Annotated in this window: 23 protein-coding genes; 16 read left to right on the forward strand and 7 right to left on the reverse strand. The window is 45.2% G+C overall.

The window, feature by feature from the left end:
- The first annotated feature begins 195 nt into the window (after positions 1–195).
- Together K339_RS0112305 and K339_RS0112310 are read left to right on the forward strand one after the other, a co-directional pair.
- Positions 196–984, forward strand: coding sequence for a metallophosphoesterase family protein (locus K339_RS0112305; protein WP_028523842.1), 789 nt, complete (start codon positions 196–198; stop codon positions 982–984).
- A 114-nt stretch (positions 985–1098) separates the two neighbouring features.
- The gene (locus K339_RS0112310; RefSeq protein ID WP_028523843.1) at positions 1099–2325 is read left to right on the forward strand and encodes a 4-hydroxy-3-methylbut-2-enyl diphosphate reductase; all 1227 of its coding nucleotides are present in this window, start codon (positions 1099–1101) and stop codon (positions 2323–2325) included.
- A 15-nt stretch (positions 2326–2340) separates the two neighbouring features.
- Here the strand turns inward: K339_RS0112310 and K339_RS0112315 are convergent, their stop codons facing one another.
- Together K339_RS0112315 and K339_RS0112320 are read right to left on the reverse strand one after the other, a co-directional pair.
- Entirely contained in the window at positions 2341–3906 is a 1566-nt protein-coding gene (locus tag K339_RS0112315) for a calcineurin-like phosphoesterase C-terminal domain-containing protein (RefSeq protein ID WP_028523844.1), read from the reverse strand.
- A gap of 147 nt (positions 3907–4053) precedes the next feature.
- Entirely contained in the window at positions 4054–5034 is a 981-nt protein-coding gene (locus K339_RS0112320; RefSeq protein WP_028523845.1) for a hypothetical protein, read from the reverse strand.
- 250 nt (positions 5035–5284) lie between these two features.
- Here K339_RS0112320 and K339_RS0112325 point away from each other — a divergent pair, with 250 nt between their 5' ends.
- Complete coding sequence (locus tag K339_RS0112325) at positions 5285–6094, forward strand: SDR family oxidoreductase (protein ID WP_028523846.1); 810 nt, start codon at positions 5285–5287, stop codon at positions 6092–6094.
- 4 nt (positions 6095–6098) lie between these two features.
- Here K339_RS0112325 and K339_RS0112330 read toward each other — a convergent pair whose 3' ends face one another.
- Together K339_RS0112330 and cobA are read right to left on the reverse strand one after the other, a co-directional pair.
- Positions 6099–7256, reverse strand: coding sequence for an alpha/beta hydrolase family protein (locus tag K339_RS0112330; RefSeq protein WP_028523847.1), 1158 nt, complete (start codon positions 7254–7256; stop codon positions 6099–6101).
- A 20-nt stretch (positions 7257–7276) separates the two neighbouring features.
- Positions 7277–8035 (reverse strand): uroporphyrinogen-III C-methyltransferase, encoded by a 759-nt coding sequence (gene cobA / locus K339_RS0112335; RefSeq protein WP_028523848.1) that lies wholly within the window; start codon positions 8033–8035, stop codon positions 7277–7279.
- A gap of 362 nt (positions 8036–8397) precedes the next feature.
- Here cobA and nirB point away from each other — a divergent pair, with 362 nt between their 5' ends.
- From nirB to rpsG, 9 genes are all read left to right on the forward strand, one after another.
- Entirely contained in the window at positions 8398–10941 is a 2544-nt protein-coding gene (nirB, locus tag K339_RS0112340; protein ID WP_028523849.1) for a nitrite reductase large subunit NirB, read from the forward strand.
- A 34-nt stretch (positions 10942–10975) separates the two neighbouring features.
- A complete protein-coding gene (gene nirD, locus K339_RS0112345) occupies positions 10976–11314 on the forward strand; it encodes a nitrite reductase small subunit NirD (RefSeq protein ID WP_028523850.1) in 339 nt (112 codons plus the stop codon).
- An 11-nt stretch (positions 11315–11325) separates the two neighbouring features.
- Positions 11326–12762, forward strand: coding sequence for an ATP-binding protein (locus K339_RS0112350; RefSeq protein WP_028523851.1), 1437 nt, complete (start codon positions 11326–11328; stop codon positions 12760–12762).
- Between the two features lie 4 nt (positions 12763–12766).
- On the forward strand, positions 12767–13420 hold the full coding sequence (locus tag K339_RS0112355; protein WP_028523852.1) for a response regulator: 654 nt from the start codon (positions 12767–12769) through the stop codon (positions 13418–13420).
- A gap of 54 nt (positions 13421–13474) precedes the next feature.
- Positions 13475–14284, forward strand: coding sequence for a sulfite exporter TauE/SafE family protein (locus tag K339_RS0112360; RefSeq protein WP_028523853.1), 810 nt, complete (start codon positions 13475–13477; stop codon positions 14282–14284).
- A 13-nt stretch (positions 14285–14297) separates the two neighbouring features.
- Positions 14298–14675 carry a rhodanese-like domain-containing protein gene (locus tag K339_RS33545; RefSeq protein ID WP_028523854.1) on the forward strand — a complete coding sequence of 126 codons (378 nt, stop codon included), beginning with the start codon at positions 14298–14300 and terminating at the stop codon, positions 14673–14675.
- A 61-nt stretch (positions 14676–14736) separates the two neighbouring features.
- Positions 14737–15933: an ATP-binding protein gene (locus K339_RS0112370; protein WP_028523855.1), complete on the forward strand. Its 1197-nt coding sequence runs from the start codon at positions 14737–14739 to the stop codon at positions 15931–15933.
- A gap of 145 nt (positions 15934–16078) precedes the next feature.
- Positions 16079–16507, forward strand: a complete 429-nt coding sequence (gene rpsL / locus K339_RS0112375; protein ID WP_028523856.1) for a 30S ribosomal protein S12 — start codon at positions 16079–16081, stop codon at positions 16505–16507.
- A 129-nt stretch (positions 16508–16636) separates the two neighbouring features.
- Entirely contained in the window at positions 16637–17104 is a 468-nt protein-coding gene (gene rpsG / locus K339_RS0112380) for a 30S ribosomal protein S7 (RefSeq protein WP_028523857.1), read from the forward strand.
- 83 nt (positions 17105–17187) lie between these two features.
- Here the strand turns inward: rpsG and ftsY are convergent, their stop codons facing one another.
- From ftsY to rpmG, 3 genes are all read right to left on the reverse strand, one after another.
- Positions 17188–18144 (reverse strand): signal recognition particle-docking protein FtsY, encoded by a 957-nt coding sequence (gene ftsY / locus K339_RS0112385; RefSeq protein ID WP_028523858.1) that lies wholly within the window; start codon positions 18142–18144, stop codon positions 17188–17190.
- A gap of 96 nt (positions 18145–18240) precedes the next feature.
- The gene (locus K339_RS36650; protein WP_084332196.1) at positions 18241–18393 is read right to left on the reverse strand and encodes a DUF4295 domain-containing protein; all 153 of its coding nucleotides are present in this window, start codon (positions 18391–18393) and stop codon (positions 18241–18243) included.
- Between the two features lie 86 nt (positions 18394–18479).
- Positions 18480–18662, reverse strand: a complete 183-nt coding sequence (gene rpmG / locus K339_RS0112395; RefSeq protein WP_028523859.1) for a 50S ribosomal protein L33 — start codon at positions 18660–18662, stop codon at positions 18480–18482.
- Between the two features lie 123 nt (positions 18663–18785).
- Between rpmG and K339_RS0112400 the strand changes: the two genes are divergently transcribed.
- The 4 genes from K339_RS0112400 (at position 18786) to K339_RS0112415 (ending at position 23604) form a co-directional block, all read left to right on the forward strand.
- Positions 18786–19820: a sensor histidine kinase gene (locus tag K339_RS0112400; RefSeq protein WP_028523860.1), complete on the forward strand. Its 1035-nt coding sequence runs from the start codon at positions 18786–18788 to the stop codon at positions 19818–19820.
- 113 nt (positions 19821–19933) lie between these two features.
- Positions 19934–21007 (forward strand): NAD-dependent epimerase/dehydratase family protein, encoded by a 1074-nt coding sequence (locus tag K339_RS0112405; protein WP_028523861.1) that lies wholly within the window; start codon positions 19934–19936, stop codon positions 21005–21007.
- Between the two features lie 32 nt (positions 21008–21039).
- A complete protein-coding gene (locus tag K339_RS0112410; protein ID WP_028523862.1) occupies positions 21040–21984 on the forward strand; it encodes a glycosyltransferase in 945 nt (314 codons plus the stop codon).
- Positions 21985–22020: 36 nt separating this feature from the next.
- Positions 22021–23604, forward strand: a complete 1584-nt coding sequence (locus K339_RS0112415) for a glycosyltransferase family 39 protein (RefSeq protein ID WP_028523863.1) — start codon at positions 22021–22023, stop codon at positions 23602–23604.
- Positions 23605–23645: the final 41 nt, after the last annotated feature.

Here is a 23645-nt window from a genome sequence, read left to right on the forward strand (position 1 = left end):
ATGTATATTTTTACAAGCGAGCGTCTGGGGTTTCGACAATGGCAAGATAGCGATGTCCCTCTCGTATCCAATCATCCGTTGAGTAATCATGTATTGTATGTAACTTCGGGGCGGGTTGTGACTAACTCTTGACAGTTAATCGGGTTGTGAGCAATCCTCAACACTTAAAAAAACCTCAACACATAGCTCATTTTTATGTTACGTCGCGAATTTCTCCAGCTCTCTGCGGGTCTTGTGGCCTTCGGTTGCCAACAACCTTCGACCAAATCTTCCCGTCGGTTGCGTTTTGCCGTGGCCTCCGATGGTCATTATGGGCAAGCGAAAACTGATTATAAAACTTACCACGAAAACATCATCAAGTACTTTAAGCAAGAACGGGCTGAAAAAGGGCTTGATTTTGTGGTGTTTAACGGAGACTTATTTCACGATAACATTCAGTTTTTGCCCGAAGTCAAGCAGTACTTTGACCAATTGGGCTTTCCCTACTACGTCACGCGTGGCAACCACGACCACGTTACGCCTGCCCAATGGCGCGAAACCTGGGGGTATGACCTTAATCACAGCGTAGAAATTGGTAAAAATGCCATTATTTTGGCCGATACGTCCAACGAAAAAGGAGAATACCTTTGTCCTGATATTCCGTGGATTGACGCTCAATTGGCCAAATTCACCAAAAAAGAACACGTATTTTTGTTCATGCACATTCCTGCCAAACTTTGGTCAGAGCACGGCACTACTTGCCCCGAATTGGAAAAAACATTGGCTAAATATCCCAATCTCCGAGCCATGTTTCATGGGCATGACCATGCCATCGACATGGGAAAAACGCTCTCAAAACCTGCCTTTTTTGACGGGCATTTTGGTGGAAACTGGGGCGTTGACTACAAAGGGTACCGCATCGTAGAGGCCCGTAGTAGCAGCAGTTGCTACACGTTTCAGTGGAATCCCGACAAACAATTGAAAATTAACGAGCAAGTATTTTAGATTTTGCCGAAACAAAGTGGAAGGGTAGCGTGTTATAAAAACGTTCGTCGTACCTTTGCAGCGACGGTCTAAGCAACCCATTTTTTTATCCACGTCTAATTCTGCTCCAACAGCATGAAGACTTTTCAAATACCCGAATTTTATCGTAGTCGGATTATCACTCCTATCAAAGAGCTACGTCGCAAAAACGATAAGTTGAAGCGCGATTTGTCGCCGACCGTGCTGGATTTCGGGTCGGTAAAGTTTCTCATTGCGCGGCATTTTGGGTTTTGCTACGGCGTCGAAAACGCCATCGAAATCGCCTACAGGGCCATTGATGAAAACCCCGATAAGCGTATCTTCTTATTGAGCGAAATGATTCATAATCCTGACGTTAATCGGGATTTATTGGAACGTGGCGTGCGTTTTTTGATGGAAACCACAGGCCGTCAAATCATTCCTTGGGAAGAATTAAAGTCGGATGACATCGTGGTTGTACCTGCTTTTGGAACGACCATCGAAATCCAAAATCGCTTGCAACTTCTTGGCATCGACGCCTACAAATACGATACTACTTGTCCGTTTGTGGAAAAAGTGTGGAACCGCGCCGCCCAAATCGGTCAGAAAAATTATACGATTGTCGTACACGGAAAACCGTTACACGAAGAAACGCGCGCTACGTTTTCTCATAGTAAAGAAGATGCTCCTACGGTGATTGTTAAAAACCAAAAACAAGCCGAGCGTTTGGCCCGTTACATCACGGGTGAAGCAAATAAAGAAGAGTTTTTTGAGGAGTTTAGTGGGCAATATTCCGTAGGTTTTGACCCAGAACAGGATTTACAACGTATTGGAGTTGTCAACCAAACAACGATGCTGGCTTCGGATACGCAGGGAATTGCGGATTATCTCAAACAGGTAATGATAAAACATTTCGACCTTGCCCCATACGAAGTAGAAAGCCGCTTTGCCAATACGCGTGATACCCTTTGCTACGCCACCAACGACAACCAAGATGCTACCTACGCTTTGTTGAAAGAACAAGCTGATTTTGTGTTGATTGCGGGTGGTTATAATAGCTCCAATACCTCCCACATTGTAGAACTTTGTGAGACCAAATTCCCAACGTATTTTATTGAGTCGGACAATAAAATTTTGGATCGTAACCTCATCAAACACTACGACTTACACCGAAAGAAAGAAAAAGTCACCGAAAACTTCATTCCAGATAAAGATTCGGTGACTGTTATGCTCACTTGCGGGGCGTCTTGCCCTGATGCCATCATTGAAGGCGTCTTGACGCGGATGTTGTCGTTTTTTCCCGATGCCCGTTCGTTGGACGAAGTAATGGGAGAGGTGTTGTAAGGTCGAACAAAAACATTACGGTTTTTCTACCCGAAATGTTTTTGTTTGGGTAAACGTCCGTCCAAACATGTCTTTGGCACGAACTTCAATTGTGTGCGTACCTTCTACTTTTGTATTTGGAAAAGCTACCGACCACAAGTGCGTTGACTTGACGGGATTGCTTGGGCGACGCCCAGGCATCAATTTTTCGGAGGCATCCCAGCGGTAAAGAGCCGCCACATAGCGAGGATCGGCTTCCCGTGTGTAGGTCATTGGTTTCCAATCGCCGTTATCGAGGCGGTATTCAACCACGTCTTTTTCACTTCCCATAAAAAAGTTGGCATACACTTTGGCCGCCGTTCCACGGTCAGATGGAATGACGTTTGGCGCATAAATATCAATCTGATAATCGCTAGGTTTGCCCACTACTTTGTAGTCGATGGTGTATTGATTACCGTTGAAATTTAGGAAAACGTAGCCCTTGGGTGTGCCATCGCGCATGGTGGAAGCGGGAACGCCTTGGTCATTTTTTTCACCCGAATACCAGTCGCCCGAGGTTGTTCCAACGTTAAATTCATAAAAAGGTTTAGCTCCTTGCCATCCCTCTTTTGCACCGAAAAAGTTTTGTTGTTGGAAGTGCGTGTGGGCCGAAAGAGCGAGTGTATTGGGATATTCTTTGAGGATAGAAAAAAGACGTTGACGGTCTTCCAAACGAAATGATTCACCCTCTAATTCCAGAGGAATATGGAACGCCAATACCACCAAATTTTCTTTTGGGACAAACTTGAGGTCATTTTCTACAAAATCAAGCTGGTCTTTGCGGAAGCCACCCCAATAGCCTTTGCCATCGCGCGGGTCAGGATAAAGGATGTCGTCAAGCACGATAAAATGGACTTTGCCGTAATTGAACGAATAATTAACTGGGCCTAAATGCGATTGAAACGCCTCGTTGGCGTGTTCGTCTTGGGTCACGTCGTAGTTCATGTCGTGGTTGCCCGTAAGATTATACCAAGGAAGTCCCACTTTCCGAATCGTTTCTTTGTAAGCTTGGTGAAGGTCGAGGTTATCACCCACCAAATCGCCCAAACTCAATCCAAAAGCAACTTCCTTGATGCCTGCTACCTCTTGGACAACCCCTTTTTCAAAGTGTTTTATTTCGTCTAAAGTATAGGGCTGTGGGTCACCAAAAATGAGGGCTTTGAAGTTGTCGGCTTCGGGAGAGGCCGTCAGGGCAAAATCCAATGAAGCAGGAAGCGCACCCGTCGGTGCTGCTCCTTTGTACTTCAATTCGGGCGCACCTTTGGGTTTGTGTAAATAGTAAGACTTGGGAAGATTATTTTCGTCCAAGGCTACTTTATAACCTGTGGGCTTGATGACAAAGAAGACATTGTCGTCGCCAACGGGCAACTGATATTCTCCTTTTGCATTGGTGAGTACCACGTCTGTACCGTTGGAGACGGCTACGTTGGCAATGCCTTTTTCTTTTTTGTCTTTCTTAAAATTGCCATTTAGGTCTTCGTAAACAATTCCTTTGGCGACATTTTGGGCCGAAGCAGTACCGACCAGAAACGTCGATAAGAGCAGGAGTGTAAATTTGTTCATAGGGGAGAGGTTTGATTGAAACGGGGATAATTAACTGCAAAAGAACAATTGGTATGTTAACTCATGATGAAGGCAGGATTATTATCCGTGCCAACCCATAAAAAAAGGCAGCTTTTGAGGGCTGCCTTGGGGTTTCGCGCGGAAGGTTTACCAGTTGATACCTGACTCTCCAAATCCTAACTTCCTAGTAAACTGCGACGAAAGCTTTGACTTACTTGAGATATAACGCACACTGGCCCCAATGAAGGGCGCAATGTTAGGGTTCTGAGTTCCGAGATTTTGGCGGGCGGCGTTGAAGGTACGGACTTGGCGGAAGGTTCCCAAGCCTGCTTCTAACGACACGTTGAAAACTGTAAACAAGTGTGCATTGGCTGCCACCGAGAATTTTACTTGCTGATAGTTGCTGCGTCGGAGCATTTTTTCTACGCTAGTTACTTCTTGAAAACCAGCACTGTAGCCATCAAATGCCCCAATCATGTCGAAGTTTAGCCATTCATTGAAACGGTAGTTGACATCCGCACGAAACGGTAACAACGCCGACACGCGCCATTGTTTATTGATTCGTTTGTTGATTCCAAAGATGGGTACAAAGCGGATTTTTTGGTTATAAATCAATACCGTTCCGTAAGCGATTTGGGTATGGATTCCCAAAATGCGCATCCGCGCCCCACCGCCCCAAAAGAAGGGCTGAGGCGTAAAAAACGTCTCATTTGACTCAGTTAACCCTAAGCCACCGCCGTAAATCCACAGGCGGTCGCGGAGGCTTGCTTGCAGCATCAACACACCCGCAGAAAACGTTTTATAGCCGTTGTCGGGGGTGATGGTACTATTAATGCTTGGATTAATTTGAGAGGCATTGGCCAACATTAAAAAATGACGAGCGCGTAAGTCTAGTTTTTTACGCAAACTAAACGCCACATCAACTTCGCTACGAAGTGGAATGATGGCGTTGAACGAGGTTCTAGTAAGCCCAAAACGTTGGTTGTTTCCCATGTTGGCATCGGCCATCAAATCGGCACGAAGCGTAGCATTGGGATAAAAAAGACGACTCAAGGCAAAGTGCTGGGCGCGAGCGTGGGGAAAAATGAAAATCAAGAAAAAAGGAACGCACAAACGCAGTCTGGTCATAAAAATGTCATTTGGTGGAATTAACGTGTAAAAATGCACGATATTGCAGGAAAACTAAATTTAGAATGTCGGATTAAATGTGGGGAGGGTTGCTTACAACCTGATGGATTGTGAAGAGGGTTGCTCACAACCCGACGAGTCGTTAATGTGAAGAGGGTTGCTTACAACCCGACGAATAAAAACAGTAAATAGATGCTTCCTATCCAGCATGACAGTGAACTCTAAACAAAAAACAGGAAACCGAATATAAATGAACCTAACCAATAAAGTTGTTTGGATAACGGGGGCTTCGTCGGGAATTGGCGAGGCTTTGGCCCATGAATTTGCCAAAGAAGGCGCCAAGCTAGTGCTTTCGGCGCGGCGTATCGAAGAACTAGAGCGCGTCAAACGAGAATTGTCTTTGCCAGAAAACGCCGTGATGACATTGCCGATTGACATGCTTCGTCCTGAAGAATTTGCCGCCAAAACTGAAAGCGTCTTGGCGTACTTTGGACGAATCGACGTGCTTGTTCCCAATGCGGGCGTTAGTCAGCGTGAAAAATTCTTGGATATTGCCCCTGCGGATTTTAAGCGATTAATGGACACCAACTTCACCAACCTTGTGCTGCTCACGCGCGAAGTACTGCCGCATTTATTGGCACAAAAGTCGGGTGGAATATTGGTAACAAGCAGTGTAAGTGGAAAAATCGGGACATCATTCCGTACGTTTTACAGTGCTTCAAAACACGCCATTCAAGGTTTTTTTGATTCGTTGCGCGGGGAAGTGTGGCAAGAAGGCGTGCAGGTGACAATCGTTTGTCCTGGCTATATCAAAACCAATATTTCGTACAATGCCATTGGAAAAGATGGAAAGCCCTTTGGCAAGATGGACGAAAACCAAGCCAAAGGGATTCCAGCCGATGTATGTGCGCGTAAAATGGTGACCGCCTTTAAAGCAGGAAAGCGTGAGGTTGTCATTGCGGGTTTTATGGAAACCCTTGGCACGTACCTCAAGCGCTTTGCGCCTGCGTTGTTGTGGCAGTTTACCAAAAACTACAGTATCAAATCCGTTGACCAATAGTTGATTACCAATTTAGCAAGGCCGTCACCGCCGCATCGCCCATGGCAGCATTGCTGGGGCGCGGGTGTTCGACGTTGAATACTTCCAGCAGCTTACGGTCGAGCAGCTGCGCATTGCTTTCGTCAATAGTGCCATCCGCTTTGGTTACTTTTGAGACATCTAAACGTAAATGTTTTGCCAAAAAACGATAGGCTGCGGCTCTTTTTGAAGGGCCGTAGTCGTGTTTTTCGGTGGGTAAATGGACGTTTTCTACCAAATTAGCTTTTCCGTATAAGCTATAAATCTTCTGCAAATGCGGGTATTCCACCTCAGGATTGTGCTTGGTCCAGTCGGCGCCATCCGAAACGATTAGCAAGGGCCGAGGTGCAGCAAGGGCAGCAATTTCTACGTTATTGGTCTGAAAATCCCCTTTTTTATGCACAGGCATACCACTTTCGCAAGTACATCCGCCAAAAAAGTGCGCCGAAACCATCACGACAGGCACGGCTACTTTTACGCGTGGGTCGAGCGCCGTTAGCATAAAAGTTTGAGTTCCGCCGCCCGATTCACCCGTCACACCCACCCGATTTTTGTCGATGCCAGGTTGGTCAAGCAAAAAGTCCAGCGCCCGAATGCTGTTCAATGCCTGGAGTTTAAATGCTTTGGGAAGTTTGTGTTGGCATTGTTGGGCGTCGCTGTACCCTAGCATGTCAAACGCAAAAACAACCGCACCCATGCGGGCTAGGTTGGCACAACGAAACTGCATTGCCTCCAGAAAACGAGCATCGGCGTTTTGGGTATGTCCGTGTGGACAAAGCACCGCCGCAAACGGCCCTTTCTGTTGGAGTGGGCGATACAAATTTCCCGTTACATAATAACCCTCTACACTCTCAAAGGCCACATTTTCAACGCTGTATCCGTTTAGCTCTCGTCGGCTGTGGACAATAGGTTTCGATGTTGGGCGGGGCGGAAGGTTTTTGAGTTCACCCCCTTCCAAAATACGATTACGGATTTGGGCAGCGCGGTTTTCCCATTCTTTTTTGGAAGAAGGAACGTGTTTTTCTAAAAATTCTTTGCCCTGTGCTTCGGTAAAATAAGCGCCCTGACATAATTCTGGCGCCGCTTGACCAAAGACAAACTGATAACTCATGCCAACAATGAGAAAAGATAAAAGACGGTTCATGGTGATGGGAAGGATTGGTTTTATCCAAAAGCCATCGTTACTTCCAACCTACCGTTGGGATAGGCAGGATGTAACCGTACAACTTCGCCGATCACGATGATGGCAGGGTTGGTCAATTGCTCTTTTTCAACCACTTCCACAATCGTATCAACGGTGCCTAGGCCAAGTTTTTGGTAGGGCGTGCTGCCGTTCTGGATAATAGCGACGGGTGTATTGCCGCGTCCTGCCTCCGAAAGTAGGGCGGTGATTTGGGGAAGGTGCTGCATTCCCATCAAAATCACGAGGGTAGCCGTGCTGTGAGCCGCCTTGGCGACGTCGTTGGAGAGGCTGTGGTTTCTGGTGGTGCCCGTGAGTACCCAAAAGCTTTCGCTTACTCCTCGGCAGGTAAGCGGAATACCCGCCAAGGCAGGCACCGAAATGCTGCTCGAAATGCCAGGAATGACGGAGGTTTGAATGCCAAATTCTTGGGCGAAGACGATTTCTTCGTAACCCCTGCCAAAGACAAAAGAGTCGCCGCCTTTGAGACGAACGACATGCCCGTAAGTGAGGGCATAGTCAACAATGAGTTGGTTGAGGTCGCTTTGGGCAAATTCGCAGCGCCCACGCCGTTTGCCTACATAGACCAACTGCGCGTGAGCAGGGGCATAGGAAAGGAGTTCGGTGGAGACCAAAGCGTCATACAGCACCACGTCTGCTTGTTGTAATGCTTTAATTCCCTTGAGTGTGATGAGTTCGGGGTCGCCAGGGCCAGCCCCTACAAGTGTCAATGTTGGTTTCATAATCAGTCCCTAATTTAACTTATTTACTTACCAAAGAGCCGCCACTCTTTTGGTGTATTTTGTACTTTATGAATACTTTTTTGAAATATTATTTTACCAATGTGCATATTGATAGAATAATAGATTAAAATTAAGTATTTTTTCAAAATTAAGTATTATTTTTAAGTATTTGTAGGAAATAATATTCTATTTTTGCAAAAGCTGGTTTTAAAAATAACCACCAATGCTGTAAAAATTGTAAAAATCAAAATATTTGGTTTTTGTTCTAAGTAGCACAGGATTCAACTTTTATAAGAATTACTCATTAAAAATTGAAGTACATATAGAGGATTAAATTAGGGATTGTAAAAACAATTTTCTCCATGACACAACCGCTAAAGGTAGTGGTAGTAGGCAACGGAATGGTAGGCTATAAGTTCTGCGAAAAGTTGCTGACAAAAGTAGGTGGCGGCCTATTTTCTATCACGGTAATTGGTGAAGAACCTCGTCCAGCGTACGATCGGGTTCATCTCTCCGCGTATTTTTCGGGCACGTCAGTCGAAGAACTGACAATGGCTCCCGCAAGTTGGTATGCCGAGCACGGCATCCAACTACTTACTGGGGAGTGTGTGGTCAAGATTGACCCCGCAGCTCACTATGTTCAGACCCACACAGGGCTACAAATTCCTTACGACAAGCTGGTGTTGGCTACGGGCTCAGGGGCCTTTGTTCCTTCCGTGCCAGGCGTCGAAAAAGAAGGGGTGTTTGTGTATCGAACCATCGAAGACCTCGACGCCATCATTGGTTATTCCAAAGGCGCAACGCGTGCGGCGGTGATTGGGGGAGGACTTTTGGGGCTAGAAGCCGCCAAAGCAACCCTCGATTTGGGCCTTGAGACCCACGTAGTGGAGTTTGCGCCGCGACTCATGCCACGGCAATTGGACGCGGCGGGAGCTGGTATGCTCAAACGAAAAATGGAAGCCTTGGGGATTCAAATACACCTCAATAAAAACACGTCACACTTTGACGGAGGAGCGGCAGTTGCTAGGCTTTCGTTTGCGGATGGAACCTCCTTGGAGGTGGATATGGTCGTGATTTCGGCAGGAATACGCCCCCGCGACGAGCTGGCAAAACAAGCAGGCTTGGCAGTAGGCCCACGCGGAGGAATTATGGTAAACGACGAGCTACAAACTTCCGATACCGATATTTATGCCATCGGCGAATGTGCTTTACACAAAGGCATGATTTATGGCCTTGTGGCTCCTGGTTATGAAATGGCTGAGGTAGTTGCAAAGAACCTGACAATCCTCTCTTCCAATGGGGAGACTACTATTGTTCCCTCTTTGGGAGAAAGGGGGCTTTTTAAGGCGTTTGATATGTCCACAAAACTAAAACTCATCGGCGTCGATGTGGCAAGTTTTGGCGAGCCTTTCTGTGAACAAACGCCCCACGATACCATTATAGTGGAAGATAAACTCAAAGGTATTTATAAACGTCTGAATGTGACGACTGATGGAAAATACCTGTTAGGGGGGATTTTGGTAGGAGAAGCTGAAAACTACAATATGCTTCTTCAAACGGTCAAAAATCGTTTGGTATTGCCGCCTAATCCCGAAGACTTGGTGCTGCCTGCGCGCAAAGGTGATGGTGCCTCAGCGGGAGCTGGTATTGCCGACTTACCAGACGAGGCCAGTATTTGTTCGTGCGAAAACATTACCAAAGGTGCGATTTGTCAAGCCATTGAAGAACACAACTTGCCCGATGTAGCGGCCATCAAGAAATGCACAAAAGCAGGAACAGGCTGCGGAGGTTGTGTTCCTATGCTATCTGATTTGTTGACAGAAACGCTCAAAAAGCAAGGTAAAGTAGTAAAAAAAGTGCTTTGCGAGCACTTCGATTATTCGCGCCAAGAAATGTATCACTTGATTCAAACGTCGGGGACACGTACCTACGATGAAGTGGTAGCGAAGTTTGGAAAAGGGTGTGGCTGCGAGGTTTGTAAGCCAGCTGTTGCTTCGATGTTGGCTAGTATTTATAACGATGTGATTGCCAAACAGGCGGTGATTCAAGACACGAACGACCGTTTTATGGCCAATATTCAGCGAGGAGGGACGTATTCAGTCGTGCCCCGTGTACCAGGTGGAGAAATTACCCCCGAACAACTTATTGCGCTCGGAACGGTCGCTAAAAAGTATGATTTGTATTGTAAAATTACTGGTGGACAGCGGGTTGATTTATTCGGAGCGCGAGTTGAGCAACTGCCTTTTATTTGGGAAGAATTGCTCGAAGTAGGCTTTGAAAGTGGCCACGCTTATGGAAAATCATTGCGTACGGTCAAAAGTTGTGTGGGAAGTACGTGGTGCCGATTTGGGGTACAAGATGCGGTCGGCTTTGCGATTCGGGTAGAAAACCGATACAAAGGAATTCGTTCGCCACATAAGCTCAAAAGCGCCGTTTCGGGCTGTACGCGTGAGTGTGCCGAAGCCCAAAGCAAAGATTTTGGCATCATCGCAACCGAAAAAGGGTGGAATCTGTACGTATGCGGAAACGGCGGAATCAAGCCTCAACACGCGTTGCTGCTGGCCAGCGACCTCGACGATGAAACTTGTTTGAAGTACATCGACCGTTTCTTGATGTTTTACATCAAAACCGCTGAACCACTCCAACGCACGGCTACTTGGTTCAATAAATTAGAAGGGGGAATGGAGTACCTCCGCGACGTGATTATCAATGATAGTTTAGGGATTGCGGCGGAATTGGAGCAAGAGCTGCAATACTTGGTCGATACGTACCACGATGAGTGGCGAGTGGCAGTAGAAACGCCTGAAATCAGGGCGCGTTTTTCCCATTTTGTCAATGTGGAGGAGCCTGATCCAACGTTGGAGTTTGTGGAGATGCGTGGACAAAAACGCCCTGCAGATTGGTAATCTATCCAAGTTTCACCCTAAAACTGAATTAAAAATGAATAATCAACCTACTACTTGGTTCAAAGCAGCACCCGTTTCTGCTTTTCCCGAAAATGGTGGTGCTTGTGTTAAATACAACGACAAACAAATTGCGGTGTTTCATTTCAAACAACTTGATAAATGGTACGCGACCGACAACGAATGTCCCCACAAACATCAAATGGCCCTGAGCCGTGGGATGATTGGCGACCAGCAGGGGCATCCGAAAGTGGCTTGCCCTTTTCATAAAAAAACGTTTTCCCTTGAGACAGGACTGAATTTACAAGGCGAAGATTATTGCATTAATGTCTATCCCGTCAAGATAGAAGATGGGTTTGTGTTTATCGGAATTTAACATTCCAACTTATGCCATTACGCGTACCTAAACGTTTTACTCGGCTGTATATCATGGCCTTATCGTTGGTTGCATTTCTGACGATACTCGGACAATTATTGGTTCAAAATTCCTTGGAGGGGTCGTTGCACGACTCTTGGCTGGTGAATTATGCGGGCCGCCAGCGCTTTCAAAGTCAGTTGATTGCCAAAAGTGTCCTCTTACTTACCCAGCGACCAGATTTGGCCGATAAAGCAACGCACGTGACAGAGTTAAAAAAGGTGTTACGCGATTGGGAAGATCACCACGACCAATTAAAAACGGGAAATCTTCGGGATATTAAGGCGACATCGGTCAACAGCGATACCGTACGGGCGATGTTTGAAGACATTGATGCGCATTTTCAGGCAATTGCGCGCAGTACCCATGCGGTCATCGGCTGGCTCAAACAGCCCGCCCGCGAAGGAAATGTGGATGTTCACCTAAAAAATATCTTTGCGCATGAACTTGTGTTTTTGCGTAAAATGGATCGGATTGTATTTCAATACGACCAAGAAGCCAAAGCCAAAGTTACAACGCTTCGACGCATTGAACTTTGGCTGATGGCTTTTACGCTTTGTATTTTGTTAGTTGAGGGATTATTTATTTTTCGCCCCGCCGTCGTAAAACTTTCCGAAACGCTTCATCAGCTCATAGAAGCGCGCGAAAAAACGCATCAGGCCAATCAAGAACTTCAAAAAGCCTATCAGGAATTGCGGGCTACGCAGGCCAAGTTGCTAGAAGTAACGCAGCATCGGCACCGCCAAGAGCTAAAAGAGCAGAAAATCCATACATCAGCGCTGCTGCAAGGGCAAGAAGAAGAGCGCCGTCGCCTTTCCAAAGAACTTCACGATGGGGTAGGGCAGATGCTAACTGGGCTGAAATTGATGGCCGAAAGCTTTTCAAATGGAACGGGATGGTCGGAAAAAGACCGTCAACAAGCCATAAACCTTCGACAATTGGTGGGGCAAACAATCCAAGAAGTGCGAGGGATTTCCAACAACCTGATGCCTACCGTTCTGAATGATTTTGGGGTGAAGTTAGCCCTAAAACAGCTCGTGGATTCTACCGTCAGAAATACAGGCGCGCCGTTGGTTTTTGAGTCAAATCTTAACGACGAACGTTTTGATCCACGGATTGAAATAGGGCTTTACCGAATTGCCCAAGAGGCCATTCATAATGCCGTCAAACACGCGCAAGCCACCAATATTGCCGTTCGTATTTTTCGTCAAGAAAAAGACATTGTACTCAAAATTACCGACAACGGCAAAGGGGTCCGAATCAATAAAAAAACGCAAGCAACGCTCGTTCCTACGCATGGCTTGACTAACCTCCAAGAACGTACGCGTTTGCTGGATGGAAAAATCAAAATTCACTCGACGGTAGGCCAAGGCACCGAAATAATTGTAAATATTCCTCAACATAACTAACAACATGAAGAAAATCCAAGTAGTACTCGTCGATGACCACACAATAGTCCGAAATGGGCTGCGGTCGATTTTAGAAAGTACCGACGAAATCGAAGTCATTGGTGAAGCCGCCAATGGCGAAGAAGCGCTCGAAAAAATCGCCTATTTAAAACCCCAAGTGATGCTTATTGATATTTCGATGCCAGGCATGTCGGGTATTGAGCTGGTAGGTAAAGTAGTGAAGCAAAGCACTGCCATCCGACCTGTTATTTTATCAATGCACAATGATGACGCGTACATCCTCAAATCTGTGGAAGCGGGTGCGTATGGTTATTTGCTCAAAGATGCCACGCGTGATGAAATTTTGGCGGCGCTACATTCGGTCAAAAATGGCGAAAAATACTTCAACCCTTCGGTAGCAGCGGTGATTGTGAATGGGTATTTGTCGCAGGTTCAAAAAGTGGAGAAAGCGTCGGAATCACGAAAAACATTACTTTCCAAAAAAGAAAAAGAAGTGCTAAAATTGCTGGTTGAAGGCATGAGTAGCCGTCAAATCGCTGACACTCTTGATCTTAGTGTGCGTACTGTTGACAACCACCGTGCCAACATGATGCGCCGCCTTCAAGTACATAATGCGGCTGAATTGGTAAAATTAGCCTTAGAAGAAAAGTTGCTGTAAATTTGTAAAGCACAGCTAGTCGCCAAACCATCCTCCTAGCTGTGCTTTACTTTTATGGAAATCATTGGGTACGCAGGAGCGCTTGTGATGGGGCTTTGCTTGGGACTTATTGGTAGCGGAGGAGCTATTCTTACCGTACCCATTTTAGTATATTTGTTTGGCGTTGAGCCACTTATAGCCACCACTTATTCTCTTTTTATTGTGGGGCTCACGAGCTTGGTCGGAGCCACGGTCCGAGCGGGTGCGGGGCATATTCATTGGCCGCTGACGTTAACTTTTGGAATTCCTTCGGTAGTGAGTGTGTTTTTGACGCGTACCTATTTGTTACCCCTTATTCCCAACCCAATACTTCAAGCGGGTACTTTTATTCTTTCTCGTTCGAGCTTTTTACTGGCATTGTTTGCGGTTTTGATGGTTTTTTCATCATTTTCGATGATAAAAAATCCGCCAAACCAATTCCCAAGGAATAGCAATCCATCAGCAGGTGGGTACTGGCACGTCATAAATATGTTGCTCAAGGGTTTTTTAGTGGGCGGAATCACGGGATTGTTGGGAGCGGGAGGAGGTTTTTTGATTATTCCAGCGCTGGTGCTGATTGCTCGCCTTCCGATGCAACAGGCCGTAGGGACATCGTTAGTCATCATTGCAACGAACTCCCTAACGGGTTTTTGGCGCGATTACGAATTCCATTCGCTCATCAATTGGCCATTTCTTGTGCATTTTTCTACCCTTGCAGTCATCGGTATTTTACTAGGGAGTTCGCTGGCCCGCAAAATCAGTGGTGATAAATTAAAGCCAATTTTTGGTTATTTTGTGCTCGTGATGGGCTTTTACGTTTTATTCAAAGAACTGTTTTTATCTTAACTTTTTTCATAACATGAAAACGCTGCTTGCAACCTTTACTTTTGTTATTGTGCTATTGGCTGGCACCTCCTTGCGTGCCCAAGAAAACTTAGCCCCTAAAGACTTTATTCAAAAACTCAAGACCACACCCAATGCTCAATTGTTGGACGTGCGTACCCCCAACGAATGGAATGCGGGAAAAATAGCATCATCGCAATGTATTAATTACAACGACCCAGCATTCAAAGAGCAAGTCCAAAAGCTGGATAAAACCAAACCCGTTTTTGTGTATTGTGCGGTGGGAGGGCGTAGTACGAAGGCATCTCAAATTTTAAAAGAGTCAGGCTTTAAATTAATCTACAATTTGCAGGGCGGTGGCTACGCCGACTTAGCCAAGGAAGGGATAAAATAGCGATTTGTAACATAAAAGCTTGACAGAATGTGTATATTTGTTTTGAAATCAAAACGTTTTTATGGATAAACTGTTCTCGTTTCAAAACAATATACTGCAAACTACTCCAGTGACATTTAAGCGGTATTTGTATCCACAAATTCCTTTTCACAGCCGTTTAGTAGGTGTAAAAGGGATTAGAGGAGTAGGGAAAACAACTTTGTTGCTGCAATATTTTAAAACGCAGTCGTTGTCAACGTCCTTGTATGTCACAGCTGACCATCCGTGGTTTTACCAACATTCATTGCTCGAAACCGCTGAAGAATGGCACAAACAGGGTGGGCGTTTGCTAGTTATTGATGAAGTGCATAAATACGCTCATTGGTCGGCGGAGTTAAAGAATATTTATGATGGCTTTCCTGAAATGCGGGTACTTTTTACGGCTTCATCTGCCCTTGATATTTACCGAGGAGAAGCCGATTTGAGTCGAAGGGCATTGAGTGTAACGTTGCACGGGATGTCATTTCGAGAGTATTTATCGCTCTATGAATTGGCCGACTTGCCTTCCTTTTCATTAAACGATTTACTTGAAAACCACCAAATGGTAGCAATGGAGCTGATGAAAACGCTGAAGTCTCCGTTGTTACATTTCAAAAACTATCTTCAAACGGGATACTTGCCATTCGGAGTTCAAACCTCCTCAGGGCAAGAATATGCTACCAGAACTTTCCAACTCATTGATGCCGTATTAGGGTTTGATTTGGCGTTCTTACACGATTACTCAGCAAGCCACCAGTCTAAAATTCGAAGATTGTTGGGCATATTGGCTGATACAGTCCCCTACATCCCCAATATCCAAGAATTAGCTACGGTACTACAAGTTAGCCGAAATACGGTACTTATGTGGCTCCAACATTTAGAACAAGCGGCCATTATTCGTAATATTCACAAAGAAGGCCATGGAACTTCGGTACTTCAAAAGCCTGACAAAATTGTTTTGGAGAATACGAATTTCAATTATGCGTTAGGTAAAACGCCTAATGAAGGCACATTGCGAGAAACATTTGTGGCAAACCAACTTTGTAACAAAGGACACCATTTGGTATTAGCTGAACAAGGTGATTTTGTGGTGGATAGTGCTTATACGTTAGAGGTAGGAGGAAAAAACAAAAAAAAGAAGCAAATAGCCGCATTATCCAACGCTTGGATTGTGAAAGATGACATTGAAATAGGTTATACTAATGTCATCCCCTTGTGGTTATTCGGTTTTTTATATTGAACCACTATTTTGGGAGTAATTTTCTCTAAATAGAATACTTACTAAAAAAACTTAGCGTATATTCTTGGTGATCAGAAGATAATCTTCTATTTTTGCACTCCCATTTTTGGGATGGTATAACCATTTTTGAAAAAAACAGTATAAAATGCCAACTATTTCACAGTTAGTACGCAAAGGACGCGAACAAATGACGTGGAAATCTAAGTCACCAGCCTTAGATTCTTGCCCACAACGTCGCGGTGTATGTACGCGTGTATACACTACGACCCCGAAGAAGCCAAACTCGGCTTTGCGCAAAGTTGCGCGTGTACGTTTGTCAAACATGAAGGAAGTCAACGCTTATATCCCAGGCGAAGGACACAACCTCCAAGAGCACTCAATCGTATTGGTGCGTGGTGGTCGTGTGAAAGACCTTCCAGGGGTACGTTACCACATCGTTCGTGGTGCGCTTGATACCGCAGGTGTAAACGGTCGTAAACAAAGCCGCTCACTTTATGGCGCTAAACGTCCGAAACCAGGACAAGTAGCTCCAGTAGGAAAGGGTGGAAAACCAGCACCAGGTAAGAAGAAGTAATTAAAACGCGTGAGCGTTCGTCCTTTTGTTTGCATAGTACATTATAGCATAAAAGGGTAGTAATCCCGAAGCTAGTTCGGGATGAATCAGTTGAAAAACGAAACCTACATTGATTAACAACTCAGTACAATGAGAAAAGCAAAACCTAAAAAAAGATACCTATTGCCTGACCCTAAGTACAGGGACGTAATGGTAACCAAGTTTGTGAACAACTTGATGTTGGAAGGTAAAAAAAGTACAGCGTACGAAATTTTCTACGGTGCATTGGAAATTGCTGAAAAACGTCTTAACGAAAGTGGCCTTGAAATCTGGCGTCGTGCGTTGAACAACGTAATGCCTGCTGTAGAGGTAAAAAGCCGCCGTGTAGGTGGTGCCAACTTCCAAGTTCCAACTGAAGTTCGTCCAGATCGTAAAGTTGCTTTGGGTATGAAGTGGATGATTAAGTACGCTCGTTTGCGCGGTGAAAAAACCATGCGTGACCGTTTGGCGGCTGAAATCGTTGCGGCATCAAAAGGTGAAGGTGCTTCTGTGAAGAAGAAAGACGATACGCACCGTATGGCTGAAGCCAACAAAGCGTTCTCGCACTTCCGTTTCTAGTAAACTGAAGCGCCTGATTAGGCAAAATATAAAAGCCGACTCTCTTGAGGGTCGGCTTTCTTTTTGTTCGTGCTTTTGGGCGGTTATTTCTTAAATAAAGAATCGACAAATTGGGCACGGTCAAATACCTGTAAGTCATCCATGCGTTCGCCTACGCCAATGTATTTGACAGGGATTTTAAACTCGTCCGAAATACCAATCACAACGCCACCTTTGGCCGTACCATCGAGTTTCGTAATCGCCAGTGAAGTAACTTCGGTGGCTTTGGTAAATTCACGTGCCTGAATCACTGCGTTTTGGCCTGTGCTTCCATCTAACACTAGCAATACTTCATGGGGAGCTTCGGGTAAGACTTTTTGCATCACACGCTTGATTTTCGTTAGCTCGTTCATCAAGTTTACTTTGGTGTGTAAACGCCCTGCGGTATCTACAATCACCACATCAGCCCCCATTTCTACCCCTTTCTTGACGGCATCGTGCGCCACGGCAGCGGGATCGGTATTCATGCCGTGGTCGATAACGGGCACGCCAGCGCGCTGTCCCCAGGTTTTGAGCTGATCTACAGCAGCAGCGCGGAAAGTATCACCTGCGCCCAAGACTACCTTCTTACCACGTTTGTTGAATTGGTGGGCCAGTTTTCCAATGGTCGTTGTTTTGCCCGCGCCGTTTACCCCCACAACCATAATGACATAAGGTTTCGGTAGGTTGTCGGTTTCAAAGCTGTCTTTAATATCAAGTGATTGATTCTCGGTAAGCAAGGCGGCAATCTCGTCACGAAGGATACGGTCGAGCTCGCCAGTGCTTGTATATTTGTCTTTTGAGACGCGTGCTTCGATGCGTTCAATGACTTTGACGGTAGTGCCAACGCCTACGTCTGAGCTAATTAGAATCTCCTCTAACTCATCTAAAACTTCCTCATCAACGGTTGATTTACCGACGAGTGCGCGGCTCAATTTCCCAAAGAAGCTTTCTTTTGATTTTTCGAGCCCTTTATCGAGCGTCTCTTTTTTTTCTTTCGAGAAAAAATCAAATAAACCCATGTTATCGTTTGTATAAATTCTGCCACAAATGTACAACAAAAAAAGTCCCTCATGGGGACTTTCTTAGAATATCGTTACGGTAACAGAGATTGCGAATTAGTTTTTCAACGCAGCCTGTACCTCATCGGTAGGAACGATAACCTCTTTAAAAGTGTAAGCACCAGTCTTTGGAGATTTCACAGCTTGAATCACCTTAGCATAAGTCTTACCACCTTCTTTTTTCAGGGTTGCAACTACTTTCTTTGCCATTGTAAGTATCAGTTAAGATTGTTAAAAGTTAGTGTTCAATCGTTTAACAGTACCAATTAACTAGTTAACGATCAACAAATAACAAATTATTTAATTTCTTTGTGAACCGTTACTTTCTTCAAGTATGGATTGTATTTCTTCATTTCCATACGGGCAGGTGTGTTTTTACGGTTCTTTGTCGTGATGTAACGCGACATGCCAGGAACGCCTGATTCCTTTTGAACCGTACATTCCAAAATTACTTGTATTCTGTTACCTTTCTTTGCCATTGCTTTTCAAAAATTTCAAAACGGAGCGCAAAGTTACAGATAGTCAAGCATAAGACAAAACATTTTCTTAAAATTTCAGGAAAAATATTTGCGTAACTTTGCGGCAGAGACATCTTTACCCTCATGCGATTTACGCCACGTATCATTGCTTTCTTACTTGCTTTGGCCATTTCAGCCATTACTGTGACCTTTCTTTCGTTTGTGAGCGGTACCAACGGAAGTATGTTTTTTGTGGCAGGTCTTGCCAGTTTTTCGGCCGCTTTTTTTCTGATAATGTACGCTATTGAGATTTTGGTGTACCGTGAAGTGACCAAAATGCACCAGACCATTCAACGCCTGAAACTCAAGGACTTTAGCTTTCCAAGAAAGTCGATTGTGAGCGATGCCAATCCGTTGAAAAAACTCAACCAAGAGATTTTTGTCTATGTGGCTCGGAAGCAGCAAGAAATCGACGAACTAAAAAAACTAGAAATATTCCGTCGGGAGTTTTTGGCGGATGTTTCGCACGAATTAAAGACCCCCATTTTTGCCGCGCAAGGGTTTATTCATACCCTCTTGGACGGTGCCATGGACGATGTGAAAGTGCGGGATAAATTTCTGCAAAAAGCCGCCAAAAGCTTGGATGGACTCGACGCACTCGTCAAAGATTTGGTGGCACTGTCGCAGATGGAAACGGGGGAAATCCGAATGCACAAGGAAATGGTGGACTTGCGTTTGCTGACCTTGGAAGTCTGTGAGCAGCTTGAACACAAAGCAAACCTGCGCAAAACTCTCCTAAAAATTAAACCCGACCAACTGGCACACGTCTGGGTAAAAGCCGATGCCTATCGAATCACGCAAGTGATGACAAACCTCATCGAAAATGCCATTAAATACGGAAATGACAACGGAAAAGTCGTTGTCCATTTTGAGGAAGAGAAAAAACATTTTGTAATATCCGTACGTGACAATGGCCCTGGGATTCCGTCGGAACACTTGCCGCGTTTGTTTGAGCGGTTTTATCGGGTGGACAAAAGCCGCTCGCGTGAAAAAGGAGGAACTGGACTGGGGCTGGCCATTGTGAAGCATATTTTGAGTGCCCACGGGTCAAAGATTTCGGTAGCGAGCAAAGTGGAAAAAGGGACAACCTTTAGTTTTAAACTGGAGAAAGCCGACTAACTGACTTATTTTACGGATTAGGCGAATTGAACTTTTTTGACTTATTTTACGCCTTTAAAAGAGAAAAATAGAAATTTTCCAATATACATAACACTTCAAAAGACGATTCTTGTATGAACATTGCACTTGTCACTGGTTCGGCTGGATTGATTGGAAGCGAGTCGGTCGCTTTTTTTGCTGATAAATTTGACCTCGTGATTGGGGTAGATAATAATTTACGTCAATATTTCTTTGGGCAAGACGGAAACACGGAATGGAACCGCAACCGTTTGCAAGATGCATACACTAACTATAAGCACTACAGCGCTGATATTCGTGAAGTAAGTCAGTTGGAGCCTATTTTTAAAGAATATGGCGCCGATATTAAATTAATCGTTCATGCAGCGGCTCAACCAAGCCACGACTGGGCAGCACGTGAGCCTTTTACTGACTTTGGGGTAAACGCGGTCGGAACGCTCAATATGCTCGAAATGACCCGCCAAAACTGCCCAGAAGCAGTATTTATCTTTACTTCTACCAACAAAGTGTATGGAGATAATCCTAACTACTTGCCATTGGTGGAGCTAGAAAGTCGTTGGGAAATTTCGGAAGACCACGCATACTTCAAAAATGGTATCGACGAGCACCACAGCCTTGACCATACCAAACACTCTATCTTCGGAGCGTCGAAAGTAGCGGCAGATATTATGTGCCAAGAGTACGGCCGTTATTTTGGCATGAAAGTAGGAGTATTCCGTGGTGGATGTTTGACTGGCCCTAACCACTCAGGTGCGCAGTTGCACGGCTTTTTGGCTTATTTGATGAAGTGTACGATTACCAACAATCCTTACACCATTTTTGGCTACAAAGGAAAGCAAGTACGTGACAACATTCACAGCTACGACTTGGTAAATATGTTTTGGCATTTCTACCAAAATCCACGCCCAGGAGAAGCTTACAACGCGGGTGGTGGCCGTTATGCCAACTGTTCAATGTTGGAAGCAATCGCCATTTGTGAGAAAATTGCGGGTAAAAAACTGACTTACCACTACTCAGAAACCAACCGTATCGGCGACCACATTTGGTACGTAAGTGACTTGACGAAATTCAAGAGCCACTACCCAGACTGGAACTGGACTTATAACCTCGAACAAACACTTGTTCAAATCCACGACGGTATCGCAGCTCGTTTGGCGATGACTGTGTAGAACTGTTATCTGTTAAACTGATAACACACTCAATGACTTCAAAATACGTCATACTCATACCGCAATACAACGATTGGGAGGCGTTAAACCTGCTTATCGAACGCATTAATCAAGACGTAGTGGCCGAATTGTTGGCCACTACGTCTTTGGTTATTGTAGATGATTGTTCTAGTCAGGATTTAGAACATTTGGTAGCGTTTCGGGGGCAACAGGTGCAAATTGTGCGTCTATATCGCAATTTGGGTCATCAACGGGCCATTGCGATTGGGTTGTCTTACATTGCCAAAGAGGTATCTTGCGAAAAAGTGATTGTGATGGATGCCGATGGCGAAGACGCTCCCAAAGACATCAATGCCTTGGTGGCTGCTTCAGAGCAATCTCCCGACCGTATCGTGTTTGCCCAGCGTACCAAACGGCAAGAGAGCTTTACTTTTCGTTTTTTCTACGGTATTTATAAATTTATCTTTCGTCAGTTGACGGGTAAAGTGATTACGTTTGGAAACTTCTCTTTGATTCCTCAACGACGTTTGCAAAATCTTGTGCGCGTTTCCGAAATATGGAACAACTTTCCTGGGGGCATTATTAGATCGCGGATTCCGTACGTAGCGATACCCACTGAACGTGGAAAACGTTTGGCGGGAGAAAGTAAAATGAACTTTGTGTCGCTGGTGTTACACGGGCTGAGTACCATCTCGGTGCTGATTGACGTAACGGCGGTTCGCATTTTAATCTTTTCGATTGGGATGTCATTGGCTGCGTTGTTGGTGATTTGTATCGTATTGTTTTTGAAATGGATGAACGACGCCTCACCAGGTTGGGCCTCTACGCTTAGTTCGGCCTTGTTGATTGTGGTACTTCAGTCGTTTTTGATTTCGCTTTTTCTTGTTTTTATGGTGCTTCAATACCGTACCCAACAACAGTTTATTCCCGTGCTTCAGTACCGCGACTTTATTGAGAAAGTAGAAGACATAAATTAAAATCAGTGTTCATCAGCGAATAACCAATAAGCAATTGTGTTGAGTTTCGACGATTTTCCAATAGTGTATTTTGCCCTTGGCTATCTTCTTGCAGGAGCGATAGTGGTGCTGACATTATTGAAAAATAAGAACTTTCAAGAAATCCTTTTTCTGGGTTTGTCGGCGGCGTTGTTGTTATTTATGCGCTTGCCCGTGGTGATTTTCAACCAAGAAATTAACCCCGACGAAAGCCAAATGTTGGCGCACGCCATTACGCTCAAGCAGTATCCTATTTATTGGCAGTCGGTGGACGGAACTACGATTGGCCCCCTTGATAATTATGCGCTCTTGCTGCCGTCGTTTTTCGGGCGGGCGATAGATTATACCTCGGGGCGCTTGGTGGGCTTGCTTTGTGTGCTGGGAAGTTTGTGGTTTTTCTACCGCAGTGTGAAAAATTGGTGGGGAGAAAACGCTGCGCGTGTTGCGCTACTGCCGCCGTTGTTTTTGCTCGCTTTTACACAAGAAGCTGATTATGTGCATTATTCAAGCGAACAACTCCCCGTTTTGATATTAAATATAGGGCTTTGGCTATTGTCTAAAAATTGGAATCCTTCGCCCAAAATAGCCCCTTGGTTTTTGCTTGGGCTGGTCTTAGGCATGAGTCCTTTTGCTAAAATTCAAGTAGTCCCTCAAGCTGCGGTGATTGGGCTATTTGCGATAATACAGGGGTGGAATACGGAGAAACGGATGACCAAACTCAGTGCCTTGGTGCTTGGGGCTGTGACGTTCCCGATATTGACCTTGGTGTGGGCGTGGACGTATGATGTGCTCGACGATTTTTGGAATTTTTACGTTCTTGGAAACCTCATTTATGCAGGTGGCAGTTCTGTGATAGATTCGATTCTTCGTTTACCGCACTTTTTTGCCAAAAGCCCCAGTTTTATGGCGTTTTTGCTGACCACCTTGCCGTTGGTATTGCTGGCTTTTAAAGGAGGAAAAAATAAAACAATATTGTTCTATTTTGCCGTGCTTTGGCTGTTGACAGCGTTGTATGCCGCCACGAAGTCGGGAAATGATTTTGTACATTACCTCAACCTGTGTATCTATCCATTTGGATTGATGGCTGCGTTGGGTATCAATACCTTGGTCACACAATCCAAAACGATGGTGGCGCTGGCAATACTCACCGCGGGTGTGTGGGTAGGCTGGTTTGGGTACAAAGTGTTGAAACGCGAACCGCTTAATGCTTATCTTTCGACGGCCGACCACCGCGTGCCTGTAAGTCAAGTGTCAAAATTGATTCAACAGTACGCTTCCTCTAACGACCGCTTGGTGATTTGGGGTTGGATGTGTCGGTACCACGTAGAAACACAAATGCCCCAAGGAACGGCCGAGAACCATTCGGAGCGATGTATTTATCCGCACCCGATGCGGGAGATTTATTACAAACGCTATCTGGCTGATTTAAAGCAAAATAGCCCAAAAGTGTTTGTCGATGCGGTGGGACCCAATAGCTTGTGGCTCTACGACCGCTCGACACAAGCCCACGAAGCCTTCCCCGAACTAAAAGCCTTGGTTGATGCGCACTATCGGCTGGTGGGAGAAGTAGAAAATACCCGCGTTTTTGTACGAACCGAATAATAAATCTATGCTTTGGTATAGAAACCAACTTTGCCAAAGTA

The sequence above is a fragment of the Runella limosa DSM 17973 genome (assembly GCF_000482465.1).
GTDB classification, from domain to species: Bacteria; Bacteroidota; Bacteroidia; order Cytophagales; family Spirosomataceae; genus Runella; species Runella limosa.

Excerpts from the sequence above, each read along its gene's own strand:
- K339_RS36650 (WP_084332196.1), bottom strand. The coding sequence starts at position 18,393 with ATGGCAAAGAAAGTAGTTGCAACCCTGAAAAAAGAAGGTGGTAAGACT.
- K339_RS0112310 (WP_028523843.1), top strand. The coding sequence starts at position 1,099 with ATGAAGACTTTTCAAATACCCGAATTTTATCGTAGTCGGATTATCACT.
- K339_RS0112330 (WP_028523847.1), bottom strand. The coding sequence starts at position 7,256 with ATGAACCGTCTTTTATCTTTTCTCATTGTTGGCATGAGTTATCAGTTT.
- K339_RS0112370 (WP_028523855.1), top strand. The coding sequence starts at position 14,737 with ATGGATAAACTGTTCTCGTTTCAAAACAATATACTGCAAACTACTCCA.
- K339_RS33545 (WP_028523854.1), top strand. The coding sequence starts at position 14,298 with ATGAAAACGCTGCTTGCAACCTTTACTTTTGTTATTGTGCTATTGGCT.
- K339_RS0112400 (WP_028523860.1), top strand. The coding sequence starts at position 18,786 with ATGCGATTTACGCCACGTATCATTGCTTTCTTACTTGCTTTGGCCATT.
- rpmG (WP_028523859.1), bottom strand. The coding sequence starts at position 18,662 with ATGGCAAAGAAAGGTAACAGAATACAAGTAATTTTGGAATGTACGGTT.
- K339_RS0112305 (WP_028523842.1), top strand. The coding sequence starts at position 196 with ATGTTACGTCGCGAATTTCTCCAGCTCTCTGCGGGTCTTGTGGCCTTC.
- K339_RS0112320 (WP_028523845.1), bottom strand. The coding sequence starts at position 5,034 with ATGACCAGACTGCGTTTGTGCGTTCCTTTTTTCTTGATTTTCATTTTT.
- K339_RS0112410 (WP_028523862.1), top strand. The coding sequence starts at position 21,040 with ATGACTTCAAAATACGTCATACTCATACCGCAATACAACGATTGGGAG.
- ftsY (WP_028523858.1), bottom strand. The coding sequence starts at position 18,144 with ATGGGTTTATTTGATTTTTTCTCGAAAGAAAAAAAAGAGACGCTCGAT.
- K339_RS0112405 (WP_028523861.1), top strand. The coding sequence starts at position 19,934 with ATGAACATTGCACTTGTCACTGGTTCGGCTGGATTGATTGGAAGCGAG.
- K339_RS0112350 (WP_028523851.1), top strand. The coding sequence starts at position 11,326 with ATGCCATTACGCGTACCTAAACGTTTTACTCGGCTGTATATCATGGCC.
- K339_RS0112355 (WP_028523852.1), top strand. The coding sequence starts at position 12,767 with ATGAAGAAAATCCAAGTAGTACTCGTCGATGACCACACAATAGTCCGA.
- K339_RS0112325 (WP_028523846.1), top strand. The coding sequence starts at position 5,285 with ATGAACCTAACCAATAAAGTTGTTTGGATAACGGGGGCTTCGTCGGGA.
- K339_RS0112360 (WP_028523853.1), top strand. The coding sequence starts at position 13,475 with ATGGAAATCATTGGGTACGCAGGAGCGCTTGTGATGGGGCTTTGCTTG.
- rpsG (WP_028523857.1), top strand. The coding sequence starts at position 16,637 with ATGAGAAAAGCAAAACCTAAAAAAAGATACCTATTGCCTGACCCTAAG.
- K339_RS0112315 (WP_028523844.1), bottom strand. The coding sequence starts at position 3,906 with ATGAACAAATTTACACTCCTGCTCTTATCGACGTTTCTGGTCGGTACT.
- nirB (WP_028523849.1), top strand. The coding sequence starts at position 8,398 with ATGACACAACCGCTAAAGGTAGTGGTAGTAGGCAACGGAATGGTAGGC.
- nirD (WP_028523850.1), top strand. The coding sequence starts at position 10,976 with ATGAATAATCAACCTACTACTTGGTTCAAAGCAGCACCCGTTTCTGCT.
- rpsL (WP_028523856.1), top strand. The coding sequence starts at position 16,079 with ATGCCAACTATTTCACAGTTAGTACGCAAAGGACGCGAACAAATGACG.
- cobA (WP_028523848.1), bottom strand. The coding sequence starts at position 8,035 with ATGAAACCAACATTGACACTTGTAGGGGCTGGCCCTGGCGACCCCGAA.